This is a genomic window from Lysobacter niastensis (genome assembly GCF_031457115.1).
GTDB classification, from domain to species: Bacteria; Pseudomonadota; Gammaproteobacteria; order Xanthomonadales; family Xanthomonadaceae; genus Lysobacter_J; species Lysobacter_J niastensis_A.
In genome coordinates this window covers 590,033-614,482 of the sequence record NZ_JAVDVY010000002.1, presented here as the reverse complement: position 1 = coordinate 614,482, position 24,450 = coordinate 590,033, and the positions used below count along the sequence as shown (strand labels likewise).

Below are 24,450 nucleotides of genomic sequence, written 5' to 3'. Positions count from 1 at the left end.
GTACCCGTCAGGCCAGTGCCTTCTCCAGTTCCGGCAGCAGAGCGAACAAATCCCCCACCAGCCCGATATCCGCAATCTCGAAAATCGGCGCATCCCCGTCCTTGTTGATCGCTACGATCGTACCGGCGTCCTTGATGCCGGTCAGATGCTGGATCGCGCCGGAAATGCCGACGGCGATGTACAGCTCCGGAGCGATGATCTTGCCGGTCTGTCCGACCTGCAGCTCGTTCGGTACGTAGCCGGCATCCACCGCGGCGCGCGAGGCGCCAACCGCCGCACCGAGTTTGTCGGCGAGCGCGTAGATGACCTTGAAGTTCTCCGCCGAGCCGACACCGCGACCGCCGGAGACGACGCGCCTGGCGCTCTGCAGGTCGGGGCGGTCGGACTTGCCGGCGGCCAGTTCCACATAGCGAGTGTGCGACGGCAGCGCGGCATCGACCGACACGGCTTCCACGGCGGCGCTGCCGCCCTTTGCCGCTTCCGGCCACGAAGCCGTGCGCACGGTGGCGACCACAGCATGATCGGCCGGCGCTTCGACGGTGATGATGGCGTTGCCGGCGTAGATCGGGCGCTTGAACGTGTGGCTGCCTTCCACGGTCATCACGTCCGACACCTGGGCCACGCCGAGCAGCGCGGCCACGCAGGGCATCAGGTCCTTGCCGAACGTGGTGCTGGGGCCGAACACATGGCTGTAGCCGGCGGCCAGCTTGGCGACCTGCGGTGCCAGTACTTGCGCAATGGCGTTGGCGTTGGCCGGATTGGCAACGGTCCGCACCTTCGCCACGCCGGCGATCTGCGCCGCTTCGGCGGCGATCGCAGCCGGATCGGCGGCCAGAACGACAATGTCGATGGACTCGGGCTTGAGTGCCTGCGCAGCGGACACGCACTTGGCGGTGGACGCGTTGAGCTTGCCGTCCAGGTGTTCGGCAACGATCAGTACCTTGCTCATCACAGCAGCCCCTTTGCCTTGAGTGCGGCGACCAGTTCGGCCGCGTCCTTCACCATCACGCCCTTGCTGCGCTTGGCCGGCGCCGCGTAATGCGTGTTCTTGAGCGTGTCGCCGGTGTCGACGCCAAGGTCGGCAAAGGCGATGGTCTCCAGCGGCTTGCTCTTGGCTTTCATGATGTCCGGCAGCTTGATGAAGCGCGGTTCGTTGAGGCGCAGGTCGGTGGTGACCACGGCCGGCAGGTCGACTTCCAGCGTCTCCAGTCCGGCGTCGACCTCGCGGGTGACGGTGGCCTTGCCGTCGGCGACCTCGAGCTTGGACGCGAACGTGGCCTGCGGACGGCCCCACAGCGTCGCCAGCATCTGGCCGGTCTGATTGGCGTCGTCGTCGATGGCCTGCTTGCCCAGGATGACCAGGTCCGGCTGCTCCTTCTCGATCAGCTTGAGCAGCGTGCGGGCGGCAGTCAGCGGCTGGATCGGCTGGTCGGACACGACATGGATGGCGCGGTTGGCGCCCATGGCCAGGCCATTGCGCAGGTGGGCCTGGGCGTCGGCCGGCGCGATCGTGGCGACTACGACCTCGGTGGCGATGCCCTTGTCGCGCAGGCGCAGAGCCTCTTCCAGGGCGATTTCGTCAAACGGGTTGGGCGACAGCTTGACACCGTCGGTGACCACGCCGGAGCCGTCCGGCTTGACCTGGATGCGGACATTGAAGTCCACCACGCGCTTGTAACCGACGAGGATCTTCATCGTTCGGGAGTTCCTATGGGATGCCGTGTGGGGTTGCGCGGCCGACAAGGCCGAGAACCGCCAATTCTAGCCGAGAGGCGCTCCCTACGCAGGGGCATTGGCAAGCTGAATTGCCCCTCGCGGGCGTACTTTTGGGTGGAAACCAGGGCAATCCGGTACCCTTGCGCCCGCAATCCCCAAGCGGAGTCCAGATGCTTCACCCGGTCATACTCAGCGGCGGTAGCGGCACCCGGCTCTGGCCGCTGTCGCGACAGAACCAGCCCAAGCAGTTCCTGAAGCTGATGGGCGACCACTCGCTGTATCAGGAGACCGTGCTGCGCGCCAGCAAGTTGCCCTCGGCGCAGGTGCCGGTCACGGTATGCAGCGAAGAACACCGCTTCATGGTCGGCGAGCAATTGCAGGCGATTGGGATCGCCAGCGGCGGAATCCTGCTGGAGCCGGTGGCCCGCAGCACAGCGCCGGCGATTGCGTTGGCGGCGCTGCACGTGTTGGCCAACGACCCACAGGCCACGTTGCTGGTGATGCCGGCCGACCACCTGATCGCGGACGAAGCGGCGTTCCGTGCGGCCGTGAGGTCGGCGACGAAACTGGCGGTGGAAGGCTGGTTGGTGACCTTCGGTATCACCCCCGACTACGCCGAGACCGGCTACGGCTACATCCTGCGCGGCGACGGACTGGGCGATGGCGGCTACCGCGTGCAGCGTTTCGTCGAGAAGCCCGACGTCGCCGCGGCCGAGCATTACGTGGCGGAGGGCACCTACGCATGGAACTCGGGCATGTTCCTGTTCCAGGCGCGGCGTTACCTGGACGAACTGGCGAAGTACGCGCCCGCCATCCTGCAGGCGGCGCAGGCGTCGTATGCCTCGGCCAAGGCGGACCTCGACTTCATGCGCATCGATCGCGAAGCGTTCGCGGCCAGTCCCAGCGACTCGATCGACTATGCCGTCATGGAGAAGACTCAACGCGCGGCGGTCGTTCCTGTCAGTTGTGGTTGGAGCGATATCGGTTCGTGGTCGTCGCTGTGGTCGGTGGCCGAGCGCGACGATGACGGCAATCGTTACGAAGGCGATGTGATCGCGGTCGATACGCGCGACAGCCTGGTGCGCGCCTCGGATCGGCGCATGATCGCCACCATCGGAGTCGAGGACCTGGTTATCGTCGATACTGCCGATGCCACGCTGGTCGCGCGCAAGGACCGCGTGCAGGACGTCAAGGCGGTGGTCGACCGGCTCAAGGCGGCCGGACGCACCGAGCACCTGTTTCATCGCAAGGTCTACCGGCCTTGGGGAAGTTACGACTCCATCGGTGTCGGGCCGCGTTTCCAGGTCAAGAAGATCGTGGTCAAGCCGGGTGCGGCGTTGAGCCTGCAGAGGCACGCGCATCGTGCCGAGCACTGGATCGTCGTCTCGGGAGTCGCGGAGGTCACCTGCGACGACAGGGTGTTCGACCTGCACGAGAATGAAAGCACCTACATTCCGCTGGGCAGCGTGCATCGGCTGCGCAACCGAGGCACGGAGCCGGTCGAGCTGATCGAGGTGCAGTCGGGCAGTTACCTGGGCGAGGACGATATCGTCCGTCTCGAGGACGTGTACGGGCGCTCCTGACGGGCGCTCGCTACTGACGGTGCACTGACGAATCAGGCGGCGGATGTGTTCGCGGCGAGCGCATCCGCCAGCAGCGCCGCAAGACGATCGGCGCTGCCTTCGGCGTGAACCAGGAACAACGACGGCTCGCACAACTCGAGCTCCAGCAGGCGCGGGCTGCCGTCGCTTTCGCGGATCAGGTCGACGCGGGCGTAAGGAAGTGGTCGATCGAGTTGCAGGCACGCCGCGGTGGCCGCAAGCACGCGCGCAGCGAGAGTCAGTTCTTCCTCGCCCGGCGTGCGTGGCGTAATGGCCTCTGCTGCAAACAGATGCGGAGTGGGGCCCTCGTCGCGCCGCAGCAGTGGGCCCTTGCGGATCGCGTGGCTGAACGTGCCAGCGAAGTACATCAGGGCGGTTTCGCCATCTTGGTCGACCGACGCCATATAAGGCTGCAGCATCACGCTGCGGTCGGCGTCCAAAAGGCGTGCAATGTGGTTGGCGGCGGCGAACTCCTGTTCGCGCGCATAGCGCTGGGCATCGCGCGAGCCCGCACCCACCGCAGGCTTGACCACGAACTCCACGACCTGCGCATGCGCGGCGAGGAAGGCCTGCAGCGCGGGCAGGGGCTCCATGTCGGGTTCGACGAAGCCGGTCGCCACCACGTCGACGCCGTGTGCGGCCAGATCGGCCAGATAATGCTTGTCGGTGTTCCAGAGCACGACGGGCAGCGGGTTGATCAGGCGCGTCTGCGTCGACACGAGCGCGCACCAGTCCAGGAATTCGCGTAGCCGGTCGGTGTAGTCCCAGGTCGAGCGCAATAGCACCGCGTCGAAACGGCCCCATGCGACGCTCGGATCGTCCCAGGCACGCACCTGGGTATCGATGCCGGCGCGGGTGCAGGCATCGAGGAGTGGGGAAAGATCGTCGTCCAGGCCTGCGGCGGCGATCGCGGTGGCTAGAGCGAGGCGAGGCATGTCGGGAGTCTAGGGGCTGCCGGCGGTTCATGCAGTCGACCACGTCACCATGCCCGAAAGTACGGTGCGGCGCGTCATTGCGACGGAGTAAACTGCCCGTCTCGCAACGATCTCCCGACGGAGCCGACCATGGCCGAGGCCGCGACGCGCGCCAAGACAAAGTTATTCCCCAGCGCCGCCGACGCACTGAAGGGCGTGGTGGCCGACGGCCAGACGCTCGCGGTGGGCGGTTTCGGCCTGTGCGGCATCCCCGAGGCGCTGATCGAGGCGCTGCGGGATTCCGGGGTGAAGGGGCTGACCGCCATTTCCAACAACGCCGGCGTCGACGGTTTCGGCCTCGGCCTACTGCTGGGGACGCGCCAGATCCGCAAGATGATTTCGTCCTACGTGGGCGAGAACAAGGAATTCGAACGCCAGTACCTGTCCGGCGAACTCGAGCTGGAGTTCAACCCGCAGGGCACGCTGGCCGAGCGCCTGCGGGCCGGCGGCGCCGGGATCCCGGCGTTCTTCACCCGCACCGGCTTCGGCACCATCGTCGCCGACGGCAAGGAGACGCGCGAGTTCGACGGCCACCACTACGTGCTGGAAACCGCGCTCAAGGCCGATGTGTCGCTGGTGAAGGCGTGGAAGGCCGACCAGGCCGGCAACCTCGTGTTCCGCAAGACGGCGCGCAACTTCAATCCGGCCTGCGCGATGGCGGGTGCGGTGTGCATCGCCGAAGTCGAGCAGCTCGTCGAGGTCGGCGACATCGATCCGGATCACGTGCACCTTCCGGGCATCTACGTGGATCGCATCGTCCACAACCCGGCGCCCGAAAAGCGCATCGAGCAGCGCACCGTGCGCGCCGGCTGACCACACGACTACAGGACCCGACACCATGGCTTGGACCCGCGACCAGATGGCGCAGCGCGCCGCCCGCGAACTCACCGACGGCGCCTACGTGAACCTCGGCATCGGCCTGCCGACGCTGGTGGCCAACTTCATTCCGGATGGGATGGACGTCTGGCTCCAGTCGGAGAACGGCCTGCTCGGTATCGGCCCGTTCCCGACCGAAGCCGACGTCGACGCCGACCTGATCAATGCCGGCAAGCAGACCGTCACGGCGCGGGCCGGTGCGAGCTACTTCGGTAGCCACGATTCCTTCGCGATGATCCGCGGCGGCCATATCGACCTGGCCATCCTCGGCGCGATGCAGGTGACCGAGCGGGGCGACCTCGCCAACTGGATGGTGCCCGGCAAGATGGTCAAGGGCATGGGCGGCGCGATGGATCTGGTCGCCGGCGTCAAGCGCGTGGTCGTGCTGATGGAGCACACCGCCAAGAGCGGCGAGCACAAGATCCTTCCCGAATGCACGTTGCCGCTCACCGGCGTCGGTGTCGTCAACCGGATCATCACGGAGTTGGCGGTGATGGACGTGACCGACGGCGGTCTCAAGCTGGTCGAACTCGCGCCGGACGTCAGCGAAGACGAATTGCGCGCCAAAACTGGCGTGCCATTCGCTTAAGGCCGCCGCTGGGCTCAATGGATGGGGCGCGGGCTAACCGGGAGCGGTTCGTTCGATCGCAACGGCTCCGCGCCCGGTGTAGTGATCGTCCACAAGCAGATCGTGGTACCAGGCGCCGGCACGCCATTGGCCGGCTCCCAGGCAATGCAGCGGCTGCTGCACCAGCGCCGGATCGAACTCCATATGCAATGCGTCCGATCCCACCACGTTGCCGACATCCCGGATGAAGGCTTCGACGCCCTTGTGGACCCGTGATACATGGGCGAAAGAGCGTCGCCCTTCACCCACATAATGTGGTCGCAATCCGTCGCTGTCGGCCTTGAAGTGAGAGAACTGCGCTGTTGGCGCGGTCAGTATGGATTCCAGCAGAAGGTCGTAACGCAATACAGCGCACGACTCGCCAGGCTGATGCCGTTGGTCATGGAACCGCGCACGGGCCTGCCCCCCATGCAAGCCTGTCTGACCGGCTTGCGCGTTGAGGGCGAAGTAGGCGCCAGACAAGGTGAGCCCAGTCAGTCGTGCCAGGTGGGTCTGGATGGTGCCTGCGTATCCAACATCAGACAGGATCACGCGCGACTGGCCGACCTGGCTTGACCAGTACGCGAGATAGGCCTCGCGTTCGATGTTCGCAAGGCCGAGGATGCGACTTGCGGCAGGCCGAAGCATTCCGATGACTGCCGCTCTCATTTCCGGCAGGAAGACTTCCGTTCGCGCGGCTTCCTCTCCGAGGACGACCGTCACCGCTTCGGCGATCTGCTGTCCCATTCGTGCGCTTACGAGTTGGTGCAATGAGCCGGTGAAGGTTCCACCCAGGATGTGGTCCACATCATCGATGCTGCGCAGCGTCGCCGTGCCGACCGCGCGACGAGAGGCCAACAGATACGTCCCTTCCAAAGAAGCTGCCGCAGGAATATATGGCTGCAATGCCTTGAAGGCCTGGTGTAGCAAATAGCCTTCACGGCTCAGGAACAGGATCTTTTCGGCTCCCTGCTCCAAGGCCAGTCGGGTTGTCCAGGTCAGGTAATCCAGGATCAGCGGTCCAAAGACGGCATATCCCAGCATCTCGGGTTCATCCAGTCGGATGGTGTCGCTGAAAGCATCCGGAGCCAGGTCCGCCAACTGGCTGAAACGGTTGGCCAGCAGGCCAAGCCACAGCTGCTCGGGCCACCGTGCCGCTTGTTCCGCTGTCGGCCGCAGGAGCCGCAATGCCGGAACTACTTCCAGAAGCGAAGACGGTCGTAGTACATGGACGGGGGGCAGAAACCCGAGATCGTGCGGGATCTGTTTGTCCGAGTGCTCGTTGTCGCCTACATGGAGCCACGCCCCGGTGTGCTCGCCGAGGTTGGCCGGCAGCTGCTTCCAGGCTTCGCCAGTATCCTTGCGCCAGCCGGTGTCGCACGAGACGTAAATCCGCTCCATCGCCTCGCTTACGGAGGTGGGGAGCAGATCCCGCAAGGTCGCTTCGCTCAGATACATGTCGGAGACGGCGACGACTCGTTTCCCTTCGCGGGCTGCGCGCGCGGCACATTCGCTGATTGCCGCCCTGGCACGGAGCTGGTTCCGCTCCAGGTCAAGTTCCATTTGTTGGAGAGCGGCAGCGTCCAGTTCCTTGGCTTCCGGGAGTTCGGCAAGCGTTGCGTAGATGGTCGCCAGGCTGACGTCGACGCCAGCGCGTGCTCTGGCCCGCGATTCGGCTCGCGTGCGCAGCAACGCGAAACCGTCGACTCCAAAGCGCTGCCTTACGCGATGCTCCAGATACGCGAGCGATCCGGCAGGTGTCAGGAAGGGGCGCACGACCAGCGTGTCGAAAACATCGAACGAAACCACATCAGCATCTATTGAGCGCGCGACTATCTGCTCGCCGACCGGAGTATCGAAATAGGCGTGCCAATTCCTCGCGCCTTCGGTGCGAGGCTCAAGGTCGCCGTTTGCGGGGAGGATGCCGAGCAACATCTTCCGATGCCTGACCATCTGCGCCAGCATGCGCTCGATGGCATGTTGCAAGGTGCCGTCGTTCTGTCCGGCTTCTTCGGGGAAGCTCGAAAGCGTCAGGCCGAGTTCGAAAAGCGGTCGAATGCCATCGACCCGAGCCCAGAACATGGAGCCGGCCGCGAAGTCCAGATATTCGCTGGGGTTGATGGCAATGCCGAGGCGATCCCCGATCTCTCGCGCGCGCTCTGCATTGCTGAGCCATGTATGCGCCGCAAGGGAGACCGACCGGAAGCTTTCAGGATAGACCATGCCCAACTCCGGCATGGCTTGGAATAATCCGATGATCCAGCCAACGCGACTTGGCGTGCCGAGCAGGGACTGCAGCAGATAGCGGCGCCAGTTCTCCTGTTCATTGCCGGTATAGAGCGATTTCTTGGTGTGGATATGACAGACCAGGTCCAGCGCCAGGATTTCGTCGCGGAATGTCACCAGCATCGGCGCGATATCGCGTCCACGGTTGGGAACGATGCGGATGTGCAGGGCAGAAACCTGGCTGAGCCGCGAGAACCGCGCTTCCGCCTTGTCCCTGGCATCCTGATCCATGACGGAGACCATCAGCACGAAGGGGACGGGAATGTGCTGCAGATACTCGGCGAATTCTTCGATGAGGTCGGGATAGAAGACGTGGGCCATCACCCCGGTCTTCAGCGTGACCTGTTCGATCGGAGCCGGTCGCGGAAAGGCAACATCCGGCAAAGGCGCAGGCGGCGCCGATGTACGGATGGCCGCCCCGCCGACGCGTCGCAGGAGGCCCCGCAAGCCCAACGCACGAAAGACCTTGTAGCTCCTTCGCAAGACTGCACAGGTTCCGGACCAGCCCCCGCCGTGCCGGTCGATGGCACCGCGCGCGGCCGTGATTACGTTGCCAAGTGATCTGGCCATTCAGAGTGACGCTTTAACGAAGGTAAGGACTGTCAAAGGTTCTGGTAGTTCGGTCCCGACCCACCCTCCGGCGTCACCCAGTCGATGATCTCGTACGGGTCCTTGATGTCGCAGGTCTTGCAATGCACGCAGTTGGCCGCGTTGATCTGCAGCCGCTTGCCCGATTCGTCGGCGACAATTTCGTAGACGGCGGCAGGGCAGAAGCGCGTGCAGGGGTTGTCGTACTCCTCGGCGCAGCGGGTCACGCAGATCGAGGTGTCGCGCACCCTCAGGTGCACGGGCTGGTCCTCATCGTGCTCGGTTGCGGCGAAATACACGCCTTGCAGACGATCGCGTGGGGCCAAGGTCCGAACGAGATAGTCGCGCTTGGGTTGCTCGTACTCGCCGGCCTTGTTCAACGTCGACCAGTCCGCCTTGTTCTTCAGCGTCCACGGCGACAGGCCGGCGGTGATGGTTTCCCATGCGGCGTTGAGCATGCCGAACCACAGCCCGCGCTTGAAACCGGGCTTGATGTTGCGGACCTTCTTCAACTCGGCCATCGCATCGGAGGCGCGCAGCCTGGCGTCGAAGCCCTCGGGCGCCAACTGCGAGGCGACCAGGTGTTCGGCGGCGAGCATGCCCGAGCGGATCGCCTGATGCGTGCCCTTGATCTTGGGCACGTTGAGCAGGCCGGCTGTGTCGCCGATCAGCAGTGCGCCGGGCATCTCGACCTTGGGCAGCGACTGCCAGCCGCCGGTGACGATGGCGCGTGCGCCGGCCGAGAGGATGCTGCCGCCTTCGAGCAGCGGCTTGTTGAGCGGGTGGTTCTTCCACTGCTGGAAGGCTTCCCACGGCTTGTAATCCGGATCCTTGTAATCCAGGCCGCTGACATAGCCCAGGGCGACGCGGCCCTTGTCGAGGTGATACACGAAGCCGCCGGCGTACACCTGGCTGTCCGCGGGCCAGCCGAAGCTGTGCACGATCTTGCCGGGCTGCACCCGGTCCTCGGGCACCTGCCACAGCTCCTTGATGCCGATCGAGTAGCCCTGCGGGTCGCTGTCGGCATCGAGCTTGAATTGCTTGACCAGGCGCTTGGTCAGGTGGCCGCGTGCGCCCTCGGCGAGCACGGTGACCTTGGCGCGGATGTCGATGCCCGGGGTGTAGCCGGGCTTGTGGGATCCGTCCTTGGCCACGCCCATGTCGCCGATGCGCACGCCGACGACCTTGCCGGTCTCGTCGTGCAGCGTCTCGGACGCGGCAAAGCCCGGATAGATCTCCACGCCAAGCGCCTCGGCCTGTGGCGCCAGCCATGCGCACATTGCGCCCAGGCTGACGATGAAGTTGCCTTCGTTGTGCATACCCGGAGGGATCGGCAGGCGGCGGTGGCCCGAATGGGTGAGCAGCCAGAACTCGTCATCCTTTGCCGGCACACAGATCGGCGGCGGATTGTCGCGCCAGCCCGGCAGCAGTGCGTCCAGCGGGCCGGGCTCGATCACCGCGCCCGAAAGGATATGGGCGCCAATCGTCGAGGCCTTCTCGATCACGCAGACCGAGATCTCCGGATTCAGTTGCTTGAGCCGGATGGCGAACGACAAGCCGGCGGGACCGGCACCGACGGTGACGACGTCGTATTCCATGACGTCGCGTTCGATCGCGCTGTCCTGCTGGCTCATGTGGCGACTCCGCTTGCGGCTGACTGACTACAAGATGGGATTGTCGCGGGTTTGCGGCAGGTGCGGCAAATCCGCGTGCTAGCGTGCCCCCATGGCCCTGTCCGCGTTGCCATTGGCCGATGCCGAACTTGCTTTCGACCCCCACTGGCTGGGGGTGGACGAGGCCGACGCGCTGTTCATCGCACTGCGGGAGCAGGTCGCGTGGGAGGTCCATCGCATCCGGCTGTTCGGCCGCGAGGTCGACTCCCCCCGGCTGAGCTGCTGGATCGGCGATCCGGAGGCCAGCTACCGCTACTCGGGCGTCCGTTTCGAACCCCGGCCATGGCCCGATGCCCTCCGGCCGGTACGCCTTCGTCTGGTGCAGGCGCTGGGGCAGGGCTTCAACAGCGTGCTGGCCAACCTCTACCGCGACGGCCGCGATGCGATGGGCTGGCACAGCGACGCCGAACCCGAGCTGGGGGCACAACCGGTCATCGCCTCGATCAGCCTGGGCGCGGCGCGGCGCTTCGCCTTCCGGCACCGCCAGCAGCCGGAACGGAGGCTGTCATTGGAGCTCCCGCACGGCTCGCTGCTGGTAATGGCGGGGGATACCCAGCGTTTTTACCGCCACTGCCTGCCGCGCACGGTCAAGCCGGTGGGTGAACGCATCAACCTGACATTCCGCCGGATCCTGCCCGGTTAGTGCCCGGGAATTGCGGGTCCTGCTAACGGGCGGGGGCGCCCGCCGGACTCGCGCCGTTGGTCAGCGTCCAGCCGGCCAGGCCGCGGGTGATCGAGGCCAGCGACTGCTCGAACGCCGCCACCACATCCGGTACCCCCGTGCTGGCGGCCGGCGTGGCCTCCAGGAAGGTACGCGAGGCGACCACTTTCTGGGACCGGGCATCCATCAGTTTGGCCGACACTTCGATCGTGGCCGCCGGTACGGAAGCCTGTGCGTAGTCGGATTCGAAGCGGCGCAGATCGAGCACCAGCTTGTAGTCGGGATCGATCCCGCTGCCCTGGCGGGCCACGGCCGCGATCCGGCCCGAGTCCTCGAGCGTGCGCAGCAGGGCATCCTCGAGCATTGTCGTGGGCGACTTGGCCCAGCGCGCGCCCTTGTAGATCTGCATTTCGTTGGGACTGGGCCTGACGGCGATGCGCAGGCTGTCTATCGGCCGTGGCGCGGTGGGCGAGGCGATCATCAGTTGCCAGGGCACCGTTGGCCAGGCGGGATCGGCCTGCACGCGGGGGTCGGGCGCATAGATCGTGCTCGGGTCGCGTGGCTTGTCGCTGATCAGCAGCGAGGTGCAGCCGCAGGCCAGCGCCACCAGCGCTACGCCGAAACCCAGGCGCAGCACGCGCAACGTGCGTCGGATACCGGATGTGGACGATCGCAGCATCATTGCGGTTCGAACTCCTTGGGCGTGTCGCGTCCGAGCAGGTAGCGGGTGGGGTTGTTGTCGAGGCGGTCGCTGATCCTGCGCAGGTCGTGCACGAGGGCGCGCAACTCGGTAAGGGTCGGGCCGAGTTGGCCCAGGCCATCGGTAGTGAAGTTGCGGATGGCGGCGCGGTTGTCGGTGAGGATGCCATTGGCGCCATCGGCGGTCGAATCGAGCTTGCCGAGCGTGCTGTCGAGCTTGGCGATGAGGCCGGGCAGCTTGTCGACCAGTTCGCGATCGACGTCCTCGATGGCGCGATTGGTCGTGGTCAGCGTCTTGCTGAGTTGCTCGCTCGACTGGCGCGCATTGGCGATCAACGCGCGCAGGTCCTCGCGCTGGGCCGCAATCGAGCCAGTCAGCGCCTCAATGTTCTCCAGCGTGGCGGACACGTGCCGGACGTTCTCGTCGCTGAGCACCTGGTCCATGCGCGCGACCAGGCGGTTGGCGGTGTCGGCGATGTTCTGCAGGGCGGAAGCCTCGGTCTGGATCACCGGGATCTCGCGACGATCGACATCGGACAGGGCCGGACTGCCCGGGCTGCCGCCGGTGAGCTGGATGATCGGCGTGGCGGTGATGCTCGGGATCGAGATCTTGGCGCGGGTGTCGGCCTTGACCGGCGTGTTGGCCTGCAGGCGCAACTGGGCCAGCACGCGACGCGGGTCGTCGGGTGCCAGGCGAAGGGTCTCCACGGTTCCGACCGAGATGCCGTTGTACTGGACCGAGCTGCCTTCCGACAGGCCGGTGACCGGCTCGTTGAAGATCACCGCGTACTGGCGCCATTCCTTTTCAGACGAATACTTGGCGGCCCACAGCGCGAACAGCAGCAGCAACAGCGTCACGATCAGCGTGAACGCACCGATGAGGACGTAATTGGCCTTGGTTTCCATGTCAGCTGCCCTCGCGAGCGTCGCGCGCGGCTCGCGCGCGTGGTCCGTGGAAGTACTCCTGTATCCACGGGTGATCGATCTGTTCGACCTCGTGCAGCGGCGCGCAGGCGATGACCTTGCGGTCGGCCAGCACGGCGATGCGGTCGCAGATAGCGTACAGGGTGTCCAGATCGTGCGTGATCAGGAACACCGTCAGACCCAGTGCCTGCTGCAGCGTGCGGATAAGGCGGTCGAAGGCGGCCGCGCCGATCGGGTCGAGCCCGGCGGTGGGCTCGTCCAGGAACAGCAGCGGTGGATCCAGCGCCAGCGCACGCGCCAGGCCGGCGCGCTTGCGCATGCCTCCGGACAGTTGCGAGGGCAGCTTGTTGATCGCATCGGCGGGAAGCCCCGCCAGTTTCACCTTCAGCAGCGCCAGTTCGTAGCGCCAGCTGTCGGGCAGATCGGCGTGGTACTCCTTGAGGGGGACCTGCACGTTCTCGCCGACGGTCAGCGAGGAGAACAGGGCGCCGTCCTGGAACAGCACGCCGGTGTTGCGCTCGATCATGCGCCGCAGCTCCGGATCGTCGCTGCGCGCATCCAGGCCCAATACTTCGATCTCTCCCGCATCGGGCGTGCGCAGGGCCAGGATCGAACGCATCAGCACCGACTTGCCCGAGCCGGACCCGCCCACCACGCCGAGGATCTCGCCGGGCCGCACATCCAGGTCGAGGTCTTCGTGCACGACCTGCTCGCCGAAGCGGTTGGTAAGGCCGCGCACGCGCACGATCGGGGCTGCGGGCTCGTTGGCGGGGGAAAGCTGCGCGGCCATCAGAAGCCCATCTCCATGAACCAGATCGCCGCGAATGCGTCGATCGCGATCACGATCGAGATGGCCTGCACCACGCTCGACGTGGTGCGCTCGCCGACCGATTGCGCGGTGCCTTCCACCTGCAGGCCTTCCAGGCAGCCGATCAGGCTTATGACCAGCGCGAAGAACGGCGCCTTGGCGAGGCCGACCAGGAAGTGGCGCAGTTCCATCGTGTCGTGCATGCGTGCCAGGTATTGCTGGGGCGGGATGTCCAGGCCGTAGGCGCCGACCACCAGGCCGCCGAGCAGGCCGAAGACCATGGCCACGAAGGTCAGCAGCGGCAGCATGATCAGCAGCGCCAGCACGCGCGGGATCACCAGCAGGTCGATCGGGTCCATGCCGAGCGTGCGGATCGCATCGACCTCCTCGCGGCTCACCATCGCGCCGATCTGCGCGGTGAACGCGCTGGCGGTGCGTCCGGCCAGGATGATCGCGGTCAGCAGGCCGCCGAACTCGCGCAGGAAGGCGATGCTGACCAGTTCCACGACGTAGATCGTGGCGCCGAAGTCGCGAAGGATGTTGGAGCCCAGGAAGGCCACCACCGCGCCGACCAGGAAGCACAGCAGCGCCACCAGCGGCACCGCATCGAGGCCTACCTGCTCCATGTGGAAGACCGTCGCGGTCGGACGGAACCGGGTCGGCTCGCGGAACATCCGGATCAGCTTCATCAGCACCTCGCCGAAGAAGCCGATCAGCGCCCGCGCCTCGTTCCAGTCGTCCTTGACGGCGTAGCCCAGGCGGGCCAGTGCGGCCGACACGCCATATTCACGCCGCCCTTTGGGCCGGTCGTCGGCGACGTCCTCGATCGCTTCCACCAGGGCGCGGTGCGAGTCGTGGAAGGTGAAGTCGGTGAAATCGAGTTCGCGGCGCCTGGCGAAGCGCAGCAACTGCAATACGGCAGCCGTATCCAGGCGATCGACGCCGGTCGCGTCGATGATGGCCGCTTCGCGCGGCGCACTCGCCAGCAGATCGCCGATGGCGAGGGCGTGCTCGAGGGTCCAGCTTCCGCTCAATCGCAACCGCGACGGCGGTTGGCCGTCGAGGGCGATCTGCGGTGGCGTAGTCGCTGAGGTAACGGTCATCGGGGCCTCGGGATGCAGGATACAGGCTCGCCCCTGCTTCGTGAGCATCGCGTGGGTGCCGCGGGGATCGCGCCGCGCCACCTGTCATGGCCATGTGCGCGCGTGCGATGCTTCGCGCCATGCAAAGCCCCGCACCCCTGAGTTCCGTCAGTTACGCCGACAGGATCAACTTCGTCGTCGAGTTGGCCGAGCGCCTGCACGCGTACGGCACGACCGCGCAACGCCTTGAAGGCGCGGTGACCGCGGTCGCGCATCGGCTGAAGCTGGAATGCGAACCCTGGTCCAATCCGACGGGGATGATCCTGACCTTCAGCGATCCGAAGCGGCCCCTCGGCGACAGCGACACCACGCGCGTGATCCGGCTACCGCCCGGGGAGACCGATCTCTACCGGCTGGCCGAAACCGATCGCATCGCCGAGGACGTGATGGCCGGGCAGCTGGGCCTGGCCGAGGCGCATGCGCAGATGAACGCGCTGGATCGGCCGCCATCGCGGCGCCACCGTGCCATGCAGGTCCTGGGCTTCGGACTGGCGGCGACGGGCATCGCCGGCGTGTTGCGGTTGCCCTGGCTCGATATCGGCGTGGCCGGCCTCAACGGGCTGCTGATCGGGCTGTTCGTGCAGTTGTCCGAGTCGCGGCCCACCGTCAAGGAGGCACTCGAGGCGGTCACCGCCATGATCGCGGCCAGCGTGACGTTGCTGGTCGCATCCCTGGTCGCGCCGCTCAACCAGAACACGGTGATCATCGCATCGCTGATCGTGCTGCTGCCGGGCCTGTCGTTGACCAACGCGATGAACGAGTTGACCAGCCAGCACCTGGTGTCCGGCACCGCACGTTTTGCCGGCGCGGTCACGACCGTGCTCAAGATGGCGATCGGTACCGCGATCACGCTGTACGTCGCCGACCTGATCGGCCTGCATCCGCAGGTGCGCGCATCCAGGCCGCAGGACCAGTGGGTGGAATGGGTGTCGCTGGCGATCGCCGCGTTCGCTTTCGCCGTGCTGTTCCGCGCGCATCGGCGCGACTATCCGAAAGTGATGGCCGCCGCTGCGGGGGGGTACCTGATTTCGCGCTTCGGCGGACAGGCATTTGGCAGCCCCGCCGGCATCTTCCTCGCCGCGCTGGTGGTGACCGCGGCCGGCAATGCCTATGCGCGTTGGTGGCATCGTCCGGGCGCGATCATCCGTGTGCCCGGCATCATCATGCTGGTGCCGGGCAGCGTCAGCCTGCGCGGTTTGTTGACCTTGATCCAGCAACAGGATGTCGATGCGGGGCAGGACGCGTTGCTGGCGGTGCTGAACATCCTGCTGGCGCTGATCGCGGGATTGCTGCTGGGCAATCTGCTGTTGCCGGCGCGACGGAATCTTTAGGCGGGGTGTTGAGTAGGCTGCGGCTGTGCGCGTTCCGGAGATTTTTCGGCTCGCCCTCGCGCCATCGTTCCGATGGCCAAGGCCGTCATCCAGAGAAAGCTGGGATCCACTTTTGCCGTTGCTCGTGCATTTGGAGTTAACGGCCAGCTTTGGTCCGCTGCCGGTGCTGGGTCACTGTTCATTGCTGGCCAAAGAAAGTAATCAAAAGAAACGGCCCGTCGACAAATCAACCCGAGACCGGAAAGGGAAAGGGGATTTTTCGACTCGCCATCCATGGTTCGGTCGAAAAACGGCGCACGTCCCATGTGCGACGGCTGTTCAAGCCAGAGATAAAACAAAACTTGGTCCCAGAAAAAACGCCGGCCCAAGGCCGGCGTTTTGACTCTTTACTGGAGCACTGGAGCAATCCCGTCACTTGATCAGGAAATCCTCGAGCTTGCGCCCGGCGGCGGTATGGGCCGCCAGCCAGCGCGGCTGCTTGCCGCGGCCGGTCCAGGTTTCGCCGGGGTTGGCCGGGTTGCGGTACTTCGCGGCGACCTTGCCCAGCGCCTTGCCCGGCTTGCGCCCCGCGCTCCTGGCAGCCGCCGGGGCCTTGGCCGCGCGGCCGCCACCCCCGAACAATTCGGCGATGCTGTAGCCCTCGGCCTTGGCCAGCTGGGTCAGCTTGTTGCGCACCACGGCGACCGGCTTGCGCTTGCTCAGCGTGGTCTTGCGCTTCTTCGCCTGGCTGATCAGCGAGTCGAGCTCTTTCGGGGACAGCGAGTTGAGATCGATCGACATGAAACCTCCGGGAATATGGCAAGGATTATGGGCCGATCCGTGGCCGACCGCCGGATCATAATCCGGCCCTATATTCCCGTAAATCCCGGAGTAAATACTTCGATGTCCGCCGTCACGGTTTTGGCGCGAGCCGGGCGAATACCGCGGCGCGGTCGAGATTCTCGGCTTCGCTGGCCAGGCGATGGCGATATTCGAAACTCCCAGCCGCCAGTCCGCGCTCCGATACCACGATGCGGTGTGGGATGCCGATCAGCTCGATATCCGCGAACATCGCCCCTGGGCGCAGGCCGCGGTCGTCGAGCGCGGTTTCCACGCCGGCCGCGTTGAGTTCCGCATACAGCGCCAACGCGGCTTCGGCCACGGCGGCATCGTTCTTCGGGTTGATCACGCACACCACGGCGTTCCACGGCGCCATCGCTTCGGGCCAGGCGATGCCGTTGTCGTCGTGGTTCTGCTCGATCGCCGCTGCCACTATCCGCGAGACACCGATGCCGTAGCAGCCCATCGCCGGCGTGGCCGCCTTGCCGTTTGCATCGAGCACGGTCAGCTTCATCGCCTCGGCGTACTTGCGGCCGAGCTGGAACACATGGCCGACCTCGATGCCGCGGGCGATGCCCAGCGTGCCATGGCCATCCGGCGAGGCATCGCCTTCGACCACGTTGCGGATGTCGGCGACGTCGTGCGGTTCGGGCAGGTCGCGGCCCCAGTTGACGCCAGCAAGATGGAACCCCTTCTCGTTGGCACCGACCACGAAGTCGGCCATCGCCGCGACGCTGCGATCGGCGACAACGCGGATCGCCTTCTTCGGAGCGACCGGGCCCAGGAATCCGGGCTCGCTGCCCAGGTGCTGGTCGATTTCCTCTTCGGTCGCCAGTCGATACTCGCCCAGGCCGGCCAGCTTGGACAACTTGATCTCGTTGACGACATGGTCGCCGCGCACCAGCGCCAGCACGAACTGACTGCCTTCATCAGTCTTGCCGCCTTCGGTATCCACGCCCATCAGCGCCACCGATTTGACCGTGCGCTGCAGCGCGATGCCCATCAGCGCGGCGACGTCCTCGCAGGTCTTCTGCGTCGGTGTATCGATCTTGCGCATCCCTTCCTGCGCAGCCGGACGCGCGCCTGGCGAGACCGCTTCGGCCAGTTCGATGTTGGCGGCGTAATCCGAACCACTGGAGAAGGCGATCGCGTCCTCGCCCGAATCGGCCAGCACGTGGAACTCATGCGAAACCGCGCCGCCGATCGCGCCCGAATCGGCCGCCACGGCGCGGAACTTCAGGCCCAGGCGGGTGAAGATTCGGCCGTAGGTGTCGTACATGTTGCGGTACTCGAGTCCAAGGTCCTCGTCGGTGAGGTGGAACGAGTAGGAGTCCTTCATCAGGAATTCGCGCGCGCGCATCACGCCGAAACGCGGGCGGATCTCGTCGCGGAACTTGGTCTGGATCTGATAGAAGTTGACCGGCAACTGCTTGTAGCTGGCCAGCTCGTTGCGGGCGAAGTCGGTGATGACTTCCTCGTGCGTGGGGCCATAGCAGTACCAGGCTTCCTTGCGGTCCTGGATCTTCAGCAACTGGCCGCCGAACTTCTCCCAGCGTCCGGTCTCCTCCCACAGTTCCTTCGGCTGTACCGAGGGCATCAGCACCTCGATGGCGCCGGCAGCGTTCATCTCCTCGCGCACCGCGCGTTCGACCTTGCGCAGCACCCGCAGGCCCAGCGGCGACCAGGTGTAGAGGCCGGCGGCGAGCTTGCGGATCATGCCGGCCTTCAGCATCAGCTTGTGGCTGACGATCTCGGCTTCGGCGGGGGTTTCCTTGCTGGTGTGGAGATGGAACTGCGACAGGCGCATCGGCGGCACTTCGGGGCGTAGGGAAGCGGCCATTTTGCCGTGCCGGGGGCGCCGGCGCGAACTCACGCGGTCAGAGGTGGCCGCCGTCGATCTCGACGCCGGGGCGGGGCTCGCGGTCGATGCGCTCGTAGCGGCCGGTCTTGGGCGGCTGTTCGGCCACGTGCAGGCGGCCCTGCGCATCGCGCCAGCGGTACAGCGACGGCCGCGCGTCCTCCGCCTGGGCGGCGCGCGCGGCGGCGGCTCGCAGTTGCTTGCGCTGGGTGTCCTCGGCGGTGTCCCGCGTCGACCACCACGCCAGCCCGCCACCCAGGGCGATACCGGCGACGATGGCCCAGGTCAGCCGCATGCGGTTACGGCTTGACGGCGACCGTCGGGGTGCACCAGGCCTTGATGCCGGCCTCGGCCAGCTGGACCTGGGCGGCGCGCTGTCCGGCGTCCATTTCGGCGTCGGGCTTGCCGTCGTTGTTGGCATCCAGGCCCACCGGAGCGTTGCTCTTGAGGCGGTCCAGGTTCTGTCGCGCCATCACGCACTGCGAGCTGTCGGCCGGCCTGGAATCGGCCGGCTTGGCTGCGGCGGCCGCCTCCGGTGGCGCGGGCGCATCGCTTCGCACGGAACGGTTGCGGTAATCGGCTTTGTTGGGAGGCGGCGAGTCCGAGTAGTGGGTGACCCCCTTGGCGTCCTTCCACTGGTAGACCTCGCCGGCGATCGCCGGGCACGCGACGGCGAGCAGGGCGGCGGCCAGCAGGGGCAGCGCGCGCGATTGCGAAGCACGAGGACGGGACATGGAGCAGCTCCGGATGGGAGGGACACCGAGATCCGATTGCAGCACCGCCGCGTCGGCGAGGCAAGCCGTTAAACTGTAAAGATGGACCAGACGCAACAAACGCCCCGACCGCGGGGGCGCGGCATCTATCTGCTGCCCAACCTGTTCACCACCGGCGGCCTGTTCGCCGGCTTCTACGCGATCATCGCCGCCACCCAGGGCCGTTTCGACGACGCCTGCATCGCCGTGTTCATCGCCGCCATCCTGGACGGCGTGGACGGCCGCGTCGCGCGCCTGACCAACACCCAGAGCGAGTTCGGCATGCAGTACGACTCGCTCGCCGACCTGATCAGCTTCGGCCTGGCGCCGGCGTTGGTGACCTATCACTGGGCCCTGTCGTCGATGAAACTCGACGGCCCGATACCGGGCAAGATCGGCTGGATCGCCGCATTCCTGTACGCCGCTTGCGCCGCGCTACGGCTGGCGCGGTTCAACTCGCAGGTCGGGCAGGTCGACAAGCGCTGGTTCATCGGCCTGGCCAGCCCGGCTGCGGCCGGCATGGTGGCCGCTTTCGTCTGGACCTGCCACGACCTGGGCTACACCGGCGAGCACTTGCGCTATGCCGCACTCGCCGTGACGGTGACGGCAGGCCTGTTGATGGTCAGCCGGATCCGCTACTTCAGCTTCAAGGGCGCTGGCCCGCGCCACGATCGCGTCCCGTTCCTGGCGATCATCGTGGTGTTGGCGACGGTGGTCGCCATCGCGATCGACCCGCCCAGCGTGCTGCTGACCATCGGCGTGGCATATGCGCTGTCGGGGCCGCTCCATGCCGCCTACCGCCGCCTGCGCCGCAGCCCTGCCAACGGGATCGTGCCATGAGCACGCCGTGGAGCGCCGAGCAGACGCAATGGTTGCAGGCCATGGGGCACCAGGTCTGGACCTTGGCGGCAGCGGACGCTCCTTCGGCGGAGGCCACGACTCCGATCCACGAGGCCGCGGCGCTGCTGAAGCCGGCGACGCCCGAGCGTACAGAGCGGCCGCGTCAGGTCTCGGCGCCGCGCGCTCCTGCGGCCACGGCGCAGGAGCGCCTCATGCAGGCGATCCTGCGCGCCGCCAACCGCGCCGCCGGCGATGTCGCCGTGTCGGCGCTGTTGCCCGATCCGTCGGCGCTGCGCGGCAACGCCGTAGCCAAGCGTGCGCTGTGGCCGCAACTGCGCCGGCTGCGCCGGCCGCTGGAGGGAGAATGAGCGCCCTGGCGGCCGATTCTCGTCCGCTGGCGGCGCCGACGGCGCTGCGGCCGATGCGCGAGGAAGACCTCGACGCGGTGCATGCGGTCGAAGTGCGCTCTTACGAGTTCCCCTGGTCGGTGGGCATCTTCCGCGACTGCCTGCGCGCCGACTATCCGGCCTGGGTGCTGCTGCAGGACGGCCGCATCGTCGGCTACTTCCTGATGAGCATCGCCGCCGGCGAGGCCCATGTGCTCAATGTCTGCGTCGACCCGGGCGTGCAGGGTCGCGGCCTTGGCCGGCACCTGTTGCGCGCGCTGCTGCACATCGCGCGCGGCCGCCATGCCGAGCGCGTATTCCTCGAAGTGCGGCCATCCAATGGCGGAGCGATCGCCCTCTACTATTCCGAGGGCTTCAACGAGATCGGACGCCGCCCGCGCTACTACCCGGCACGCGACGGCCGCGAGGATGCGCTGGTGATGGCGATCGAATTGCTGCCGCCCGAGTAGGGCCATTGCCACGCGATGTCCGCGCGCGCGACACTCGAACGCGCCGCCCATCCCGCAAAAGGAACCTGCATGCGCTTGGCACCGACCCTCTGGCTGATGTGTGCGTTCGCCTTGACCGCGCCGCTGCACGCCGCCGAAGCGATGGACGTACCGGTTTTGTGGGAGTCGCCGGGGTGCGACCACGAGAAGCTGGGATCGGTCGAGATCGACGCCGGCTCACGCGTGAACGAGAGCACCGCCGACATCAACGTGCCGCTCGTGGACTACGGCCGGGCGATGACGAAGCTGGCCAATGCCGGCCTCGCGCAAGGCGCCAATGCGGTAGTGCTGCGCTCGCATCAGGGCGTGTACTTCACGCGAAACGGCAAGCAGAGCCGCAAACCCGTGTACGTGAAACTTCGCGGCGCGGCGATCCGTCTGGTCGAACCGGGGCAATGCCAGCTCGTGTTCGTCGATGTGGAGGAACTCGAAGCGCGTTCGCGCAGCGGCAAGCCGGTCGAAGTGTCCTCACGCGAGGCGTTCGAGGGCGAATGAGGTTTTGAAACCCCTCCCACCTTCGGACACCCTTTCGGGCGCCGCAGGCGGGAGGGCCAACCGAGTGGTTCAGCCCAGCTTCGCGCGCTGCGCGGCCAATGCTTCGCGCTGCAGGTTCCAGTCGGCCAGGCGCTTGCGCTCCTGCTCCACCACCGCAGGCGGAGCGTTGGCGACGAACGTCTCGCTGGCCAGCTTGTTGTGGCACTTGGCGATCTCGCCTTCGACGCGCTTGAGTTCCTTGTCCAGGCGCGTGCGCTCGGCGCTCAGGTCCACCAGGCCTTCCAGCGGCACCAGCAACTTGAGCTCTCCGACCACCGCCGTCGCGGCCGCCGGGGCGGCGTGTGCGTCGGCCAGCACTTCGATGGCCTCCAGGCGCGTCAGGAAGCGCAGCTGCGAGTCGAAGCGTGCGGCGCGGTCGCGATCGGCAGCGCTGGCATCGACCAGCAGCAGCGGCACGGTCTTCGACGGCGTGACATTGAGTTCGCTGCGGATCTTGCGCAATGCGGTGACCATCGCCTTGAGCCATTCGATGTCGGTTTCGGCGGCAGCGTAATCCTGCCCGGCGAAATCGCCGGCCAGCGGATACGGGCGCAGCATCAGCGTCGCCTCGGCCAGATCCAGGCGCGGCGAGACGGCCAACCACAGTTCCTCGGTGACGAACGGGATCAGAGGGTGCAACAGCGACAACAGGCGTTCGAGCACGTACAACAACGTGTGGCGCGTGCTGTCGGCCGCCGCGGCGTCGTCGCCGTTGAGGGCAGGCTTGGCCAGCTCGACGAACCAGTCGCAGAAATCGTTCCACGCGAACTCGTACAGCGACTGCGCCAGCAGGTCGAAGCGGTAGGAAGCGAAATGCTGCGCCGCTTCGGCCGTGGTCTTCGCCAGCTGTGCGAGGATCCAGCGTTCGGCGTCGGTGCGCGGTGCCGGAGCACCTTGAGCGACGAAACCTTCGGTGTTCATCAGTACGAAGCGCGTCGCGTTCCACAGTTTGTTGCAGAAGTTCTTGTAGCCTTCGGCGCGGCCGAGGTCGAACCGGATGTCGCGTCCGTGCGTGGCCAGCGCGGCGATGGTGAAGCGCAGCGCGTCGGCGCCGAAGGCCGGGATGCCCTCCGGGAACTCCTTGCGCGTGGCCTTCTCGATCTTCTCGGCCATCTTCGGCTGCATCAGGCCGGTGGTGCGCTTGGACAACAGGTCCTCAAGCGAGATGCCGTCGATCAGATCGAGCGGATCGAGGATGTTGCCCTTGGACTTGGACATCTTCTGGCCGTCCTTGTCGCGGACGAGACCTGTGATGTAGACGTCGTTGAACGGCACGCGTCCGGTGAAGTGGTCGGTCGCCATGATCATGCGCGCGACCCAGAAGAAGATGATGTCGAAGCCCGTGACCAGCACGCTCGACGGCAGGTAGCGGTCATAGCCGCGCTCATCCATGCGCTGCTGGTCGGGCCAGCCCATGGTCGAGAACGGCCACAACTGCGACGAGAACCAGGTCTCCAGCACATCGCTGTCCTGCGACAGCGCCACTTCGTGGCCGAGGTCGTGCTTCTCGCGCACTTCGGCTTCGCTGCGGCCGACGTAGATGTGGCCGTCGTCGTCGTACCACGCCGGGATGCGATGGCCCCACCAGAGCTGACGGCTGATGCACCAGTCCTGGATGTTTTCCATCCAGTGGCGGTAGGTGTTGATCCAGTTCGAAGGAACGAGCTTCACGTCGCCGCTCTCGACGAGTTCCAGGCCGCGCTTGGCCAAACCGTCCATCTTCACGAACCACTGGTCGGTCAGGTACGGCTCGATCACCTGGCCGGTGCGGTCGCCGCGCGGCACCTGCAACTTGTGCGGCTTGGTCTCGACCAGGCGGCCTTCAGCCTCCAGGTCGGCGAGCACGACCTTGCGCGCCGCATAGCGGTCCAGGCCGCGGTATTTCTCAGGCGCGTTGTCGTTCACCGCCGCGACCCGGGTGAAGATGTTGATCAGCGGCAAGCCATGGCGCTGTCCGACGGCGTAATCGTTGAAGTCGTGCGCCGGGGTGACCTTGACCACGCCGGTGCCGAACTCGCGCTCGACGTAGTCGTCGGCGATGACCGGAATCTCGCGCCCGCTCAGGGGCAGCGCCACGGTCTTGCCGATCAAGTGCGTGTAGCGCTCGTCCTGCGGATGCACCATCACCGCGACGTCGCCTAGCATGGTTTCCGGGCGCGTGGTGGCGACGACCAGTTCGCCGCTGCCGTCGCTCAGCGGGTAGCTGATCGACCACAGAAAGCCGTCTTCTTCCTCGTTGACCACTTCCAGGTCCGAGATCGCCGTCTTCAGCACCGGATCCCAGTTGACCAGGCGCTGGCCCCGATAGATCAGGCCCTGTGCGTGCAGGCGCACGAAGGACTCGACCACGGCCTGTGCGGCCATCGGGTCCATCGTGAAGACGCTGCGCGTCCAGTCGCCCGACGTGCCCAGGCGGCGCATCTGCCGCTCGATGGTGTCGCCGGAATGCTGCTTCCACTCCCAGACCTTGGCGATGAAGCCGTCGCGACCCAGTTCGTCGCGGGTGATGCCCTCGCGCCCGAGGTTGCGCGCCACCACCATCTCGGTGGCGATGCCGGCGTGGTCGGTGCCCATCTGCCACAACGTGTCGTAGCCACGCATGCGGTGGTAGCGGATCAGCGCGTCCTGCAACGTGTGCTGGAACGCATGGCCCATGTGCAGCGTGCCGGTGACGTTCGGCGGCGGCAGCAGGATGGTGTAGGGCTCGCCCTTGCCGCTGGGCTGGAATACGCCGCTGCGCTCCCACTCCTCGTAGAGGCGGGCTTCGAACTGCTTGGGGTCGTAGCTGGGGGCGAGGGTGTGGGTCATGGGGGGTCCGGACTCAGTGCTGGTCCGTCATCCCGGCAAAAGCCGGGATCCATTTTGT

General features: G+C 66.3%; 23 protein-coding genes. 9 read left to right on the top strand and 14 right to left on the bottom strand.

From position 1 onward, the window contains the following. Nucleotides 1-7: 7 nt before the first annotated feature. Nucleotides 8-949, bottom strand: a complete 942-nt coding sequence (locus J2X06_RS12015; RefSeq protein ID WP_310062725.1) for an electron transfer flavoprotein subunit alpha/FixB family protein — start codon at nucleotides 947-949, stop codon at nucleotides 8-10. Continuing rightward, complete coding sequence (locus J2X06_RS12010; RefSeq protein ID WP_310062723.1) at nucleotides 949-1,695, bottom strand: electron transfer flavoprotein subunit beta/FixA family protein; 747 nt, start codon at nucleotides 1,693-1,695, stop codon at nucleotides 949-951. The genes J2X06_RS12015 and J2X06_RS12010 overlap by 1 nt, the downstream gene beginning before the upstream one ends. Nucleotides 1,696-1,886: 191 nt before the next feature. Here J2X06_RS12010 and J2X06_RS12005 point away from each other — a divergent pair, with 191 nt between their 5' ends. Next, nucleotides 1,887-3,299 carry a mannose-1-phosphate guanylyltransferase/mannose-6-phosphate isomerase gene (locus J2X06_RS12005; protein WP_310062721.1) on the top strand — a complete coding sequence of 471 codons (1,413 nt, stop codon included), beginning with the start codon at nucleotides 1,887-1,889 and terminating at the stop codon, nucleotides 3,297-3,299. A gap of 32 nt (nucleotides 3,300-3,331) precedes the next feature. Here J2X06_RS12005 and J2X06_RS12000 read toward each other — a convergent pair whose 3' ends face one another. Then, on the bottom strand, nucleotides 3,332-4,252 hold the full coding sequence (locus tag J2X06_RS12000; RefSeq protein WP_310062719.1) for an ATP-grasp domain-containing protein: 921 nt from the start codon (nucleotides 4,250-4,252) through the stop codon (nucleotides 3,332-3,334). 129 nt (nucleotides 4,253-4,381) lie between these two features. Here J2X06_RS12000 and J2X06_RS11995 point away from each other — a divergent pair, with 129 nt between their 5' ends. Beyond that, a complete protein-coding gene (locus J2X06_RS11995) occupies nucleotides 4,382-5,104 on the top strand; it encodes a CoA transferase subunit A (protein ID WP_310062717.1) in 723 nt (240 codons plus the stop codon). A 25-nt stretch (nucleotides 5,105-5,129) separates the two neighbouring features. Beyond that, nucleotides 5,130-5,756 carry a CoA transferase subunit B gene (locus tag J2X06_RS11990; RefSeq protein WP_310062715.1) on the top strand — a complete coding sequence of 209 codons (627 nt, stop codon included), beginning with the start codon at nucleotides 5,130-5,132 and terminating at the stop codon, nucleotides 5,754-5,756. 33 nt (nucleotides 5,757-5,789) lie between these two features. Here the strand turns inward: J2X06_RS11990 and J2X06_RS11985 are convergent, their stop codons facing one another. After that, a complete protein-coding gene (locus J2X06_RS11985; protein ID WP_310062713.1) occupies nucleotides 5,790-8,630 on the bottom strand; it encodes a rhamnan synthesis F family protein in 2,841 nt (946 codons plus the stop codon). 32 nt (nucleotides 8,631-8,662) lie between these two features. Next, nucleotides 8,663-10,282 carry an electron transfer flavoprotein-ubiquinone oxidoreductase gene (locus J2X06_RS11980; RefSeq protein ID WP_310062711.1) on the bottom strand — a complete coding sequence of 540 codons (1,620 nt, stop codon included), beginning with the start codon at nucleotides 10,280-10,282 and terminating at the stop codon, nucleotides 8,663-8,665. Nucleotides 10,283-10,373: 91 nt separating this feature from the next. Between J2X06_RS11980 and J2X06_RS11975 the strand changes: the two genes are divergently transcribed. Continuing rightward, nucleotides 10,374-10,964, top strand: a complete 591-nt coding sequence (locus tag J2X06_RS11975; RefSeq protein ID WP_310062710.1) for an alpha-ketoglutarate-dependent dioxygenase AlkB family protein — start codon at nucleotides 10,374-10,376, stop codon at nucleotides 10,962-10,964. Between the two features lie 22 nt (nucleotides 10,965-10,986). Here J2X06_RS11975 and J2X06_RS11970 read toward each other — a convergent pair whose 3' ends face one another. The 4 genes from J2X06_RS11970 to J2X06_RS11955 are packed head-to-tail and all read right to left on the bottom strand — an operon-like array spanning nucleotide 10,987 to nucleotide 14,516. Beyond that, complete coding sequence (locus J2X06_RS11970) at nucleotides 10,987-11,661, bottom strand: ABC-type transport auxiliary lipoprotein family protein (RefSeq protein ID WP_310063625.1); 675 nt, start codon at nucleotides 11,659-11,661, stop codon at nucleotides 10,987-10,989. Beyond that, on the bottom strand, nucleotides 11,661-12,587 hold the full coding sequence (locus J2X06_RS11965) for an MlaD family protein (RefSeq protein WP_310062708.1): 927 nt from the start codon (nucleotides 12,585-12,587) through the stop codon (nucleotides 11,661-11,663). Before J2X06_RS11965 ends, J2X06_RS11970 begins: the two co-directional genes overlap by 1 nt. A 1-nt stretch (nucleotide 12,588) precedes the next feature. Next, entirely contained in the window at nucleotides 12,589-13,395 is an 807-nt protein-coding gene (locus J2X06_RS11960; RefSeq protein ID WP_310062706.1) for an ABC transporter ATP-binding protein, read from the bottom strand. After that, nucleotides 13,395-14,516 (bottom strand): ABC transporter permease, encoded by a 1,122-nt coding sequence (locus tag J2X06_RS11955; RefSeq protein WP_310062704.1) that lies wholly within the window; start codon nucleotides 14,514-14,516, stop codon nucleotides 13,395-13,397. The genes J2X06_RS11960 and J2X06_RS11955 overlap by 1 nt, the downstream gene beginning before the upstream one ends. 119 nt (nucleotides 14,517-14,635) lie before the next feature. Between J2X06_RS11955 and J2X06_RS11950 the strand changes: the two genes are divergently transcribed. After that, nucleotides 14,636-15,886 (top strand): threonine/serine ThrE exporter family protein, encoded by a 1,251-nt coding sequence (locus tag J2X06_RS11950; protein WP_310062702.1) that lies wholly within the window; start codon nucleotides 14,636-14,638, stop codon nucleotides 15,884-15,886. A gap of 411 nt (nucleotides 15,887-16,297) precedes the next feature. Here J2X06_RS11950 and J2X06_RS11945 read toward each other — a convergent pair whose 3' ends face one another. From J2X06_RS11945 to J2X06_RS11930, 4 genes are all read right to left on the bottom strand, one after another. Continuing rightward, nucleotides 16,298-16,666, bottom strand: coding sequence for an H-NS histone family protein (locus J2X06_RS11945; RefSeq protein ID WP_310062700.1), 369 nt, complete (start codon nucleotides 16,664-16,666; stop codon nucleotides 16,298-16,300). Between the two features lie 112 nt (nucleotides 16,667-16,778). Beyond that, a complete protein-coding gene (locus tag J2X06_RS11940) occupies nucleotides 16,779-18,512 on the bottom strand; it encodes a proline--tRNA ligase (protein WP_310063623.1) in 1,734 nt (577 codons plus the stop codon). Nucleotides 18,513-18,582: 70 nt separating this feature from the next. After that, entirely contained in the window at nucleotides 18,583-18,858 is a 276-nt protein-coding gene (locus J2X06_RS11935; protein WP_310062699.1) for a DUF4124 domain-containing protein, read from the bottom strand. A gap of 4 nt (nucleotides 18,859-18,862) precedes the next feature. After that, a complete protein-coding gene (locus J2X06_RS11930) occupies nucleotides 18,863-19,297 on the bottom strand; it encodes a DUF4124 domain-containing protein (protein WP_310062698.1) in 435 nt (144 codons plus the stop codon). Between the two features lie 81 nt (nucleotides 19,298-19,378). On the opposite strand from J2X06_RS11930, the gene pssA reads away from it, so the two are divergent. From pssA to J2X06_RS11910, 4 genes are all read left to right on the top strand, one after another. Continuing rightward, nucleotides 19,379-20,155 (top strand): CDP-diacylglycerol--serine O-phosphatidyltransferase, encoded by a 777-nt coding sequence (pssA, locus tag J2X06_RS11925; protein WP_310062696.1) that lies wholly within the window; start codon nucleotides 19,379-19,381, stop codon nucleotides 20,153-20,155. Then, nucleotides 20,152-20,523 (top strand): alanine acetyltransferase, encoded by a 372-nt coding sequence (locus tag J2X06_RS11920; protein ID WP_310062694.1) that lies wholly within the window; start codon nucleotides 20,152-20,154, stop codon nucleotides 20,521-20,523. Before pssA ends, J2X06_RS11920 begins: the two co-directional genes overlap by 4 nt. Further along, nucleotides 20,520-21,011, top strand: a complete 492-nt coding sequence (gene rimI, locus J2X06_RS11915; RefSeq protein ID WP_310062692.1) for a ribosomal protein S18-alanine N-acetyltransferase — start codon at nucleotides 20,520-20,522, stop codon at nucleotides 21,009-21,011. The genes J2X06_RS11920 and rimI overlap by 4 nt, the downstream gene beginning before the upstream one ends. 75 nt (nucleotides 21,012-21,086) lie before the next feature. Further along, nucleotides 21,087-21,545, top strand: coding sequence for a hypothetical protein (locus J2X06_RS11910; protein ID WP_310062690.1), 459 nt, complete (start codon nucleotides 21,087-21,089; stop codon nucleotides 21,543-21,545). 69 nt (nucleotides 21,546-21,614) lie between these two features. Here the strand turns inward: J2X06_RS11910 and J2X06_RS11905 are convergent, their stop codons facing one another. Continuing rightward, complete coding sequence (locus J2X06_RS11905; RefSeq protein ID WP_310062687.1) at nucleotides 21,615-24,392, bottom strand: valine--tRNA ligase; 2,778 nt, start codon at nucleotides 24,390-24,392, stop codon at nucleotides 21,615-21,617. Nucleotides 24,393-24,450 lie beyond the last annotated feature (58 nt).

Coding starts and splice junctions, on each gene's coding strand:
- J2X06_RS11945 (WP_310062700.1), bottom strand. CDS start 16,666: ATGTCGATCGATCTCAACTCGCTGTCCCCGAAAGAGCTCGACTCGCTG.
- J2X06_RS11905 (WP_310062687.1), bottom strand. CDS start 24,392: ATGACCCACACCCTCGCCCCCAGCTACGACCCCAAGCAGTTCGAAGCC.
- J2X06_RS11920 (WP_310062694.1), top strand. CDS start 20,152: ATGAGCACGCCGTGGAGCGCCGAGCAGACGCAATGGTTGCAGGCCATG.
- J2X06_RS11990 (WP_310062715.1), top strand. CDS start 5,130: ATGGCTTGGACCCGCGACCAGATGGCGCAGCGCGCCGCCCGCGAACTC.
- J2X06_RS11975 (WP_310062710.1), top strand. CDS start 10,374: ATGGCCCTGTCCGCGTTGCCATTGGCCGATGCCGAACTTGCTTTCGAC.
- J2X06_RS11940 (WP_310063623.1), bottom strand. CDS start 18,512: ATGCGCCTGTCGCAGTTCCATCTCCACACCAGCAAGGAAACCCCCGCC.
- J2X06_RS11985 (WP_310062713.1), bottom strand. CDS start 8,630: ATGGCCAGATCACTTGGCAACGTAATCACGGCCGCGCGCGGTGCCATC.
- rimI (WP_310062692.1), top strand. CDS start 20,520: ATGAGCGCCCTGGCGGCCGATTCTCGTCCGCTGGCGGCGCCGACGGCG.
- J2X06_RS11965 (WP_310062708.1), bottom strand. CDS start 12,587: ATGGAAACCAAGGCCAATTACGTCCTCATCGGTGCGTTCACGCTGATC.
- J2X06_RS11960 (WP_310062706.1), bottom strand. CDS start 13,395: ATGGCCGCGCAGCTTTCCCCCGCCAACGAGCCCGCAGCCCCGATCGTG.
- J2X06_RS11950 (WP_310062702.1), top strand. CDS start 14,636: ATGCAAAGCCCCGCACCCCTGAGTTCCGTCAGTTACGCCGACAGGATC.
- J2X06_RS11980 (WP_310062711.1), bottom strand. CDS start 10,282: ATGAGCCAGCAGGACAGCGCGATCGAACGCGACGTCATGGAATACGAC.
- J2X06_RS11930 (WP_310062698.1), bottom strand. CDS start 19,297: ATGTCCCGTCCTCGTGCTTCGCAATCGCGCGCGCTGCCCCTGCTGGCC.
- J2X06_RS11935 (WP_310062699.1), bottom strand. CDS start 18,858: ATGCGGCTGACCTGGGCCATCGTCGCCGGTATCGCCCTGGGTGGCGGG.
- J2X06_RS12000 (WP_310062719.1), bottom strand. CDS start 4,252: ATGCCTCGCCTCGCTCTAGCCACCGCGATCGCCGCCGCAGGCCTGGAC.
- J2X06_RS11970 (WP_310063625.1), bottom strand. CDS start 11,661: ATGCTGCGATCGTCCACATCCGGTATCCGACGCACGTTGCGCGTGCTG.
- J2X06_RS12005 (WP_310062721.1), top strand. CDS start 1,887: ATGCTTCACCCGGTCATACTCAGCGGCGGTAGCGGCACCCGGCTCTGG.
- pssA (WP_310062696.1), top strand. CDS start 19,379: ATGGACCAGACGCAACAAACGCCCCGACCGCGGGGGCGCGGCATCTAT.
- J2X06_RS11955 (WP_310062704.1), bottom strand. CDS start 14,516: ATGACCGTTACCTCAGCGACTACGCCACCGCAGATCGCCCTCGACGGC.
- J2X06_RS12015 (WP_310062725.1), bottom strand. CDS start 949: ATGAGCAAGGTACTGATCGTTGCCGAACACCTGGACGGCAAGCTCAAC.
- J2X06_RS12010 (WP_310062723.1), bottom strand. CDS start 1,695: ATGAAGATCCTCGTCGGTTACAAGCGCGTGGTGGACTTCAATGTCCGC.
- J2X06_RS11995 (WP_310062717.1), top strand. CDS start 4,382: ATGGCCGAGGCCGCGACGCGCGCCAAGACAAAGTTATTCCCCAGCGCC.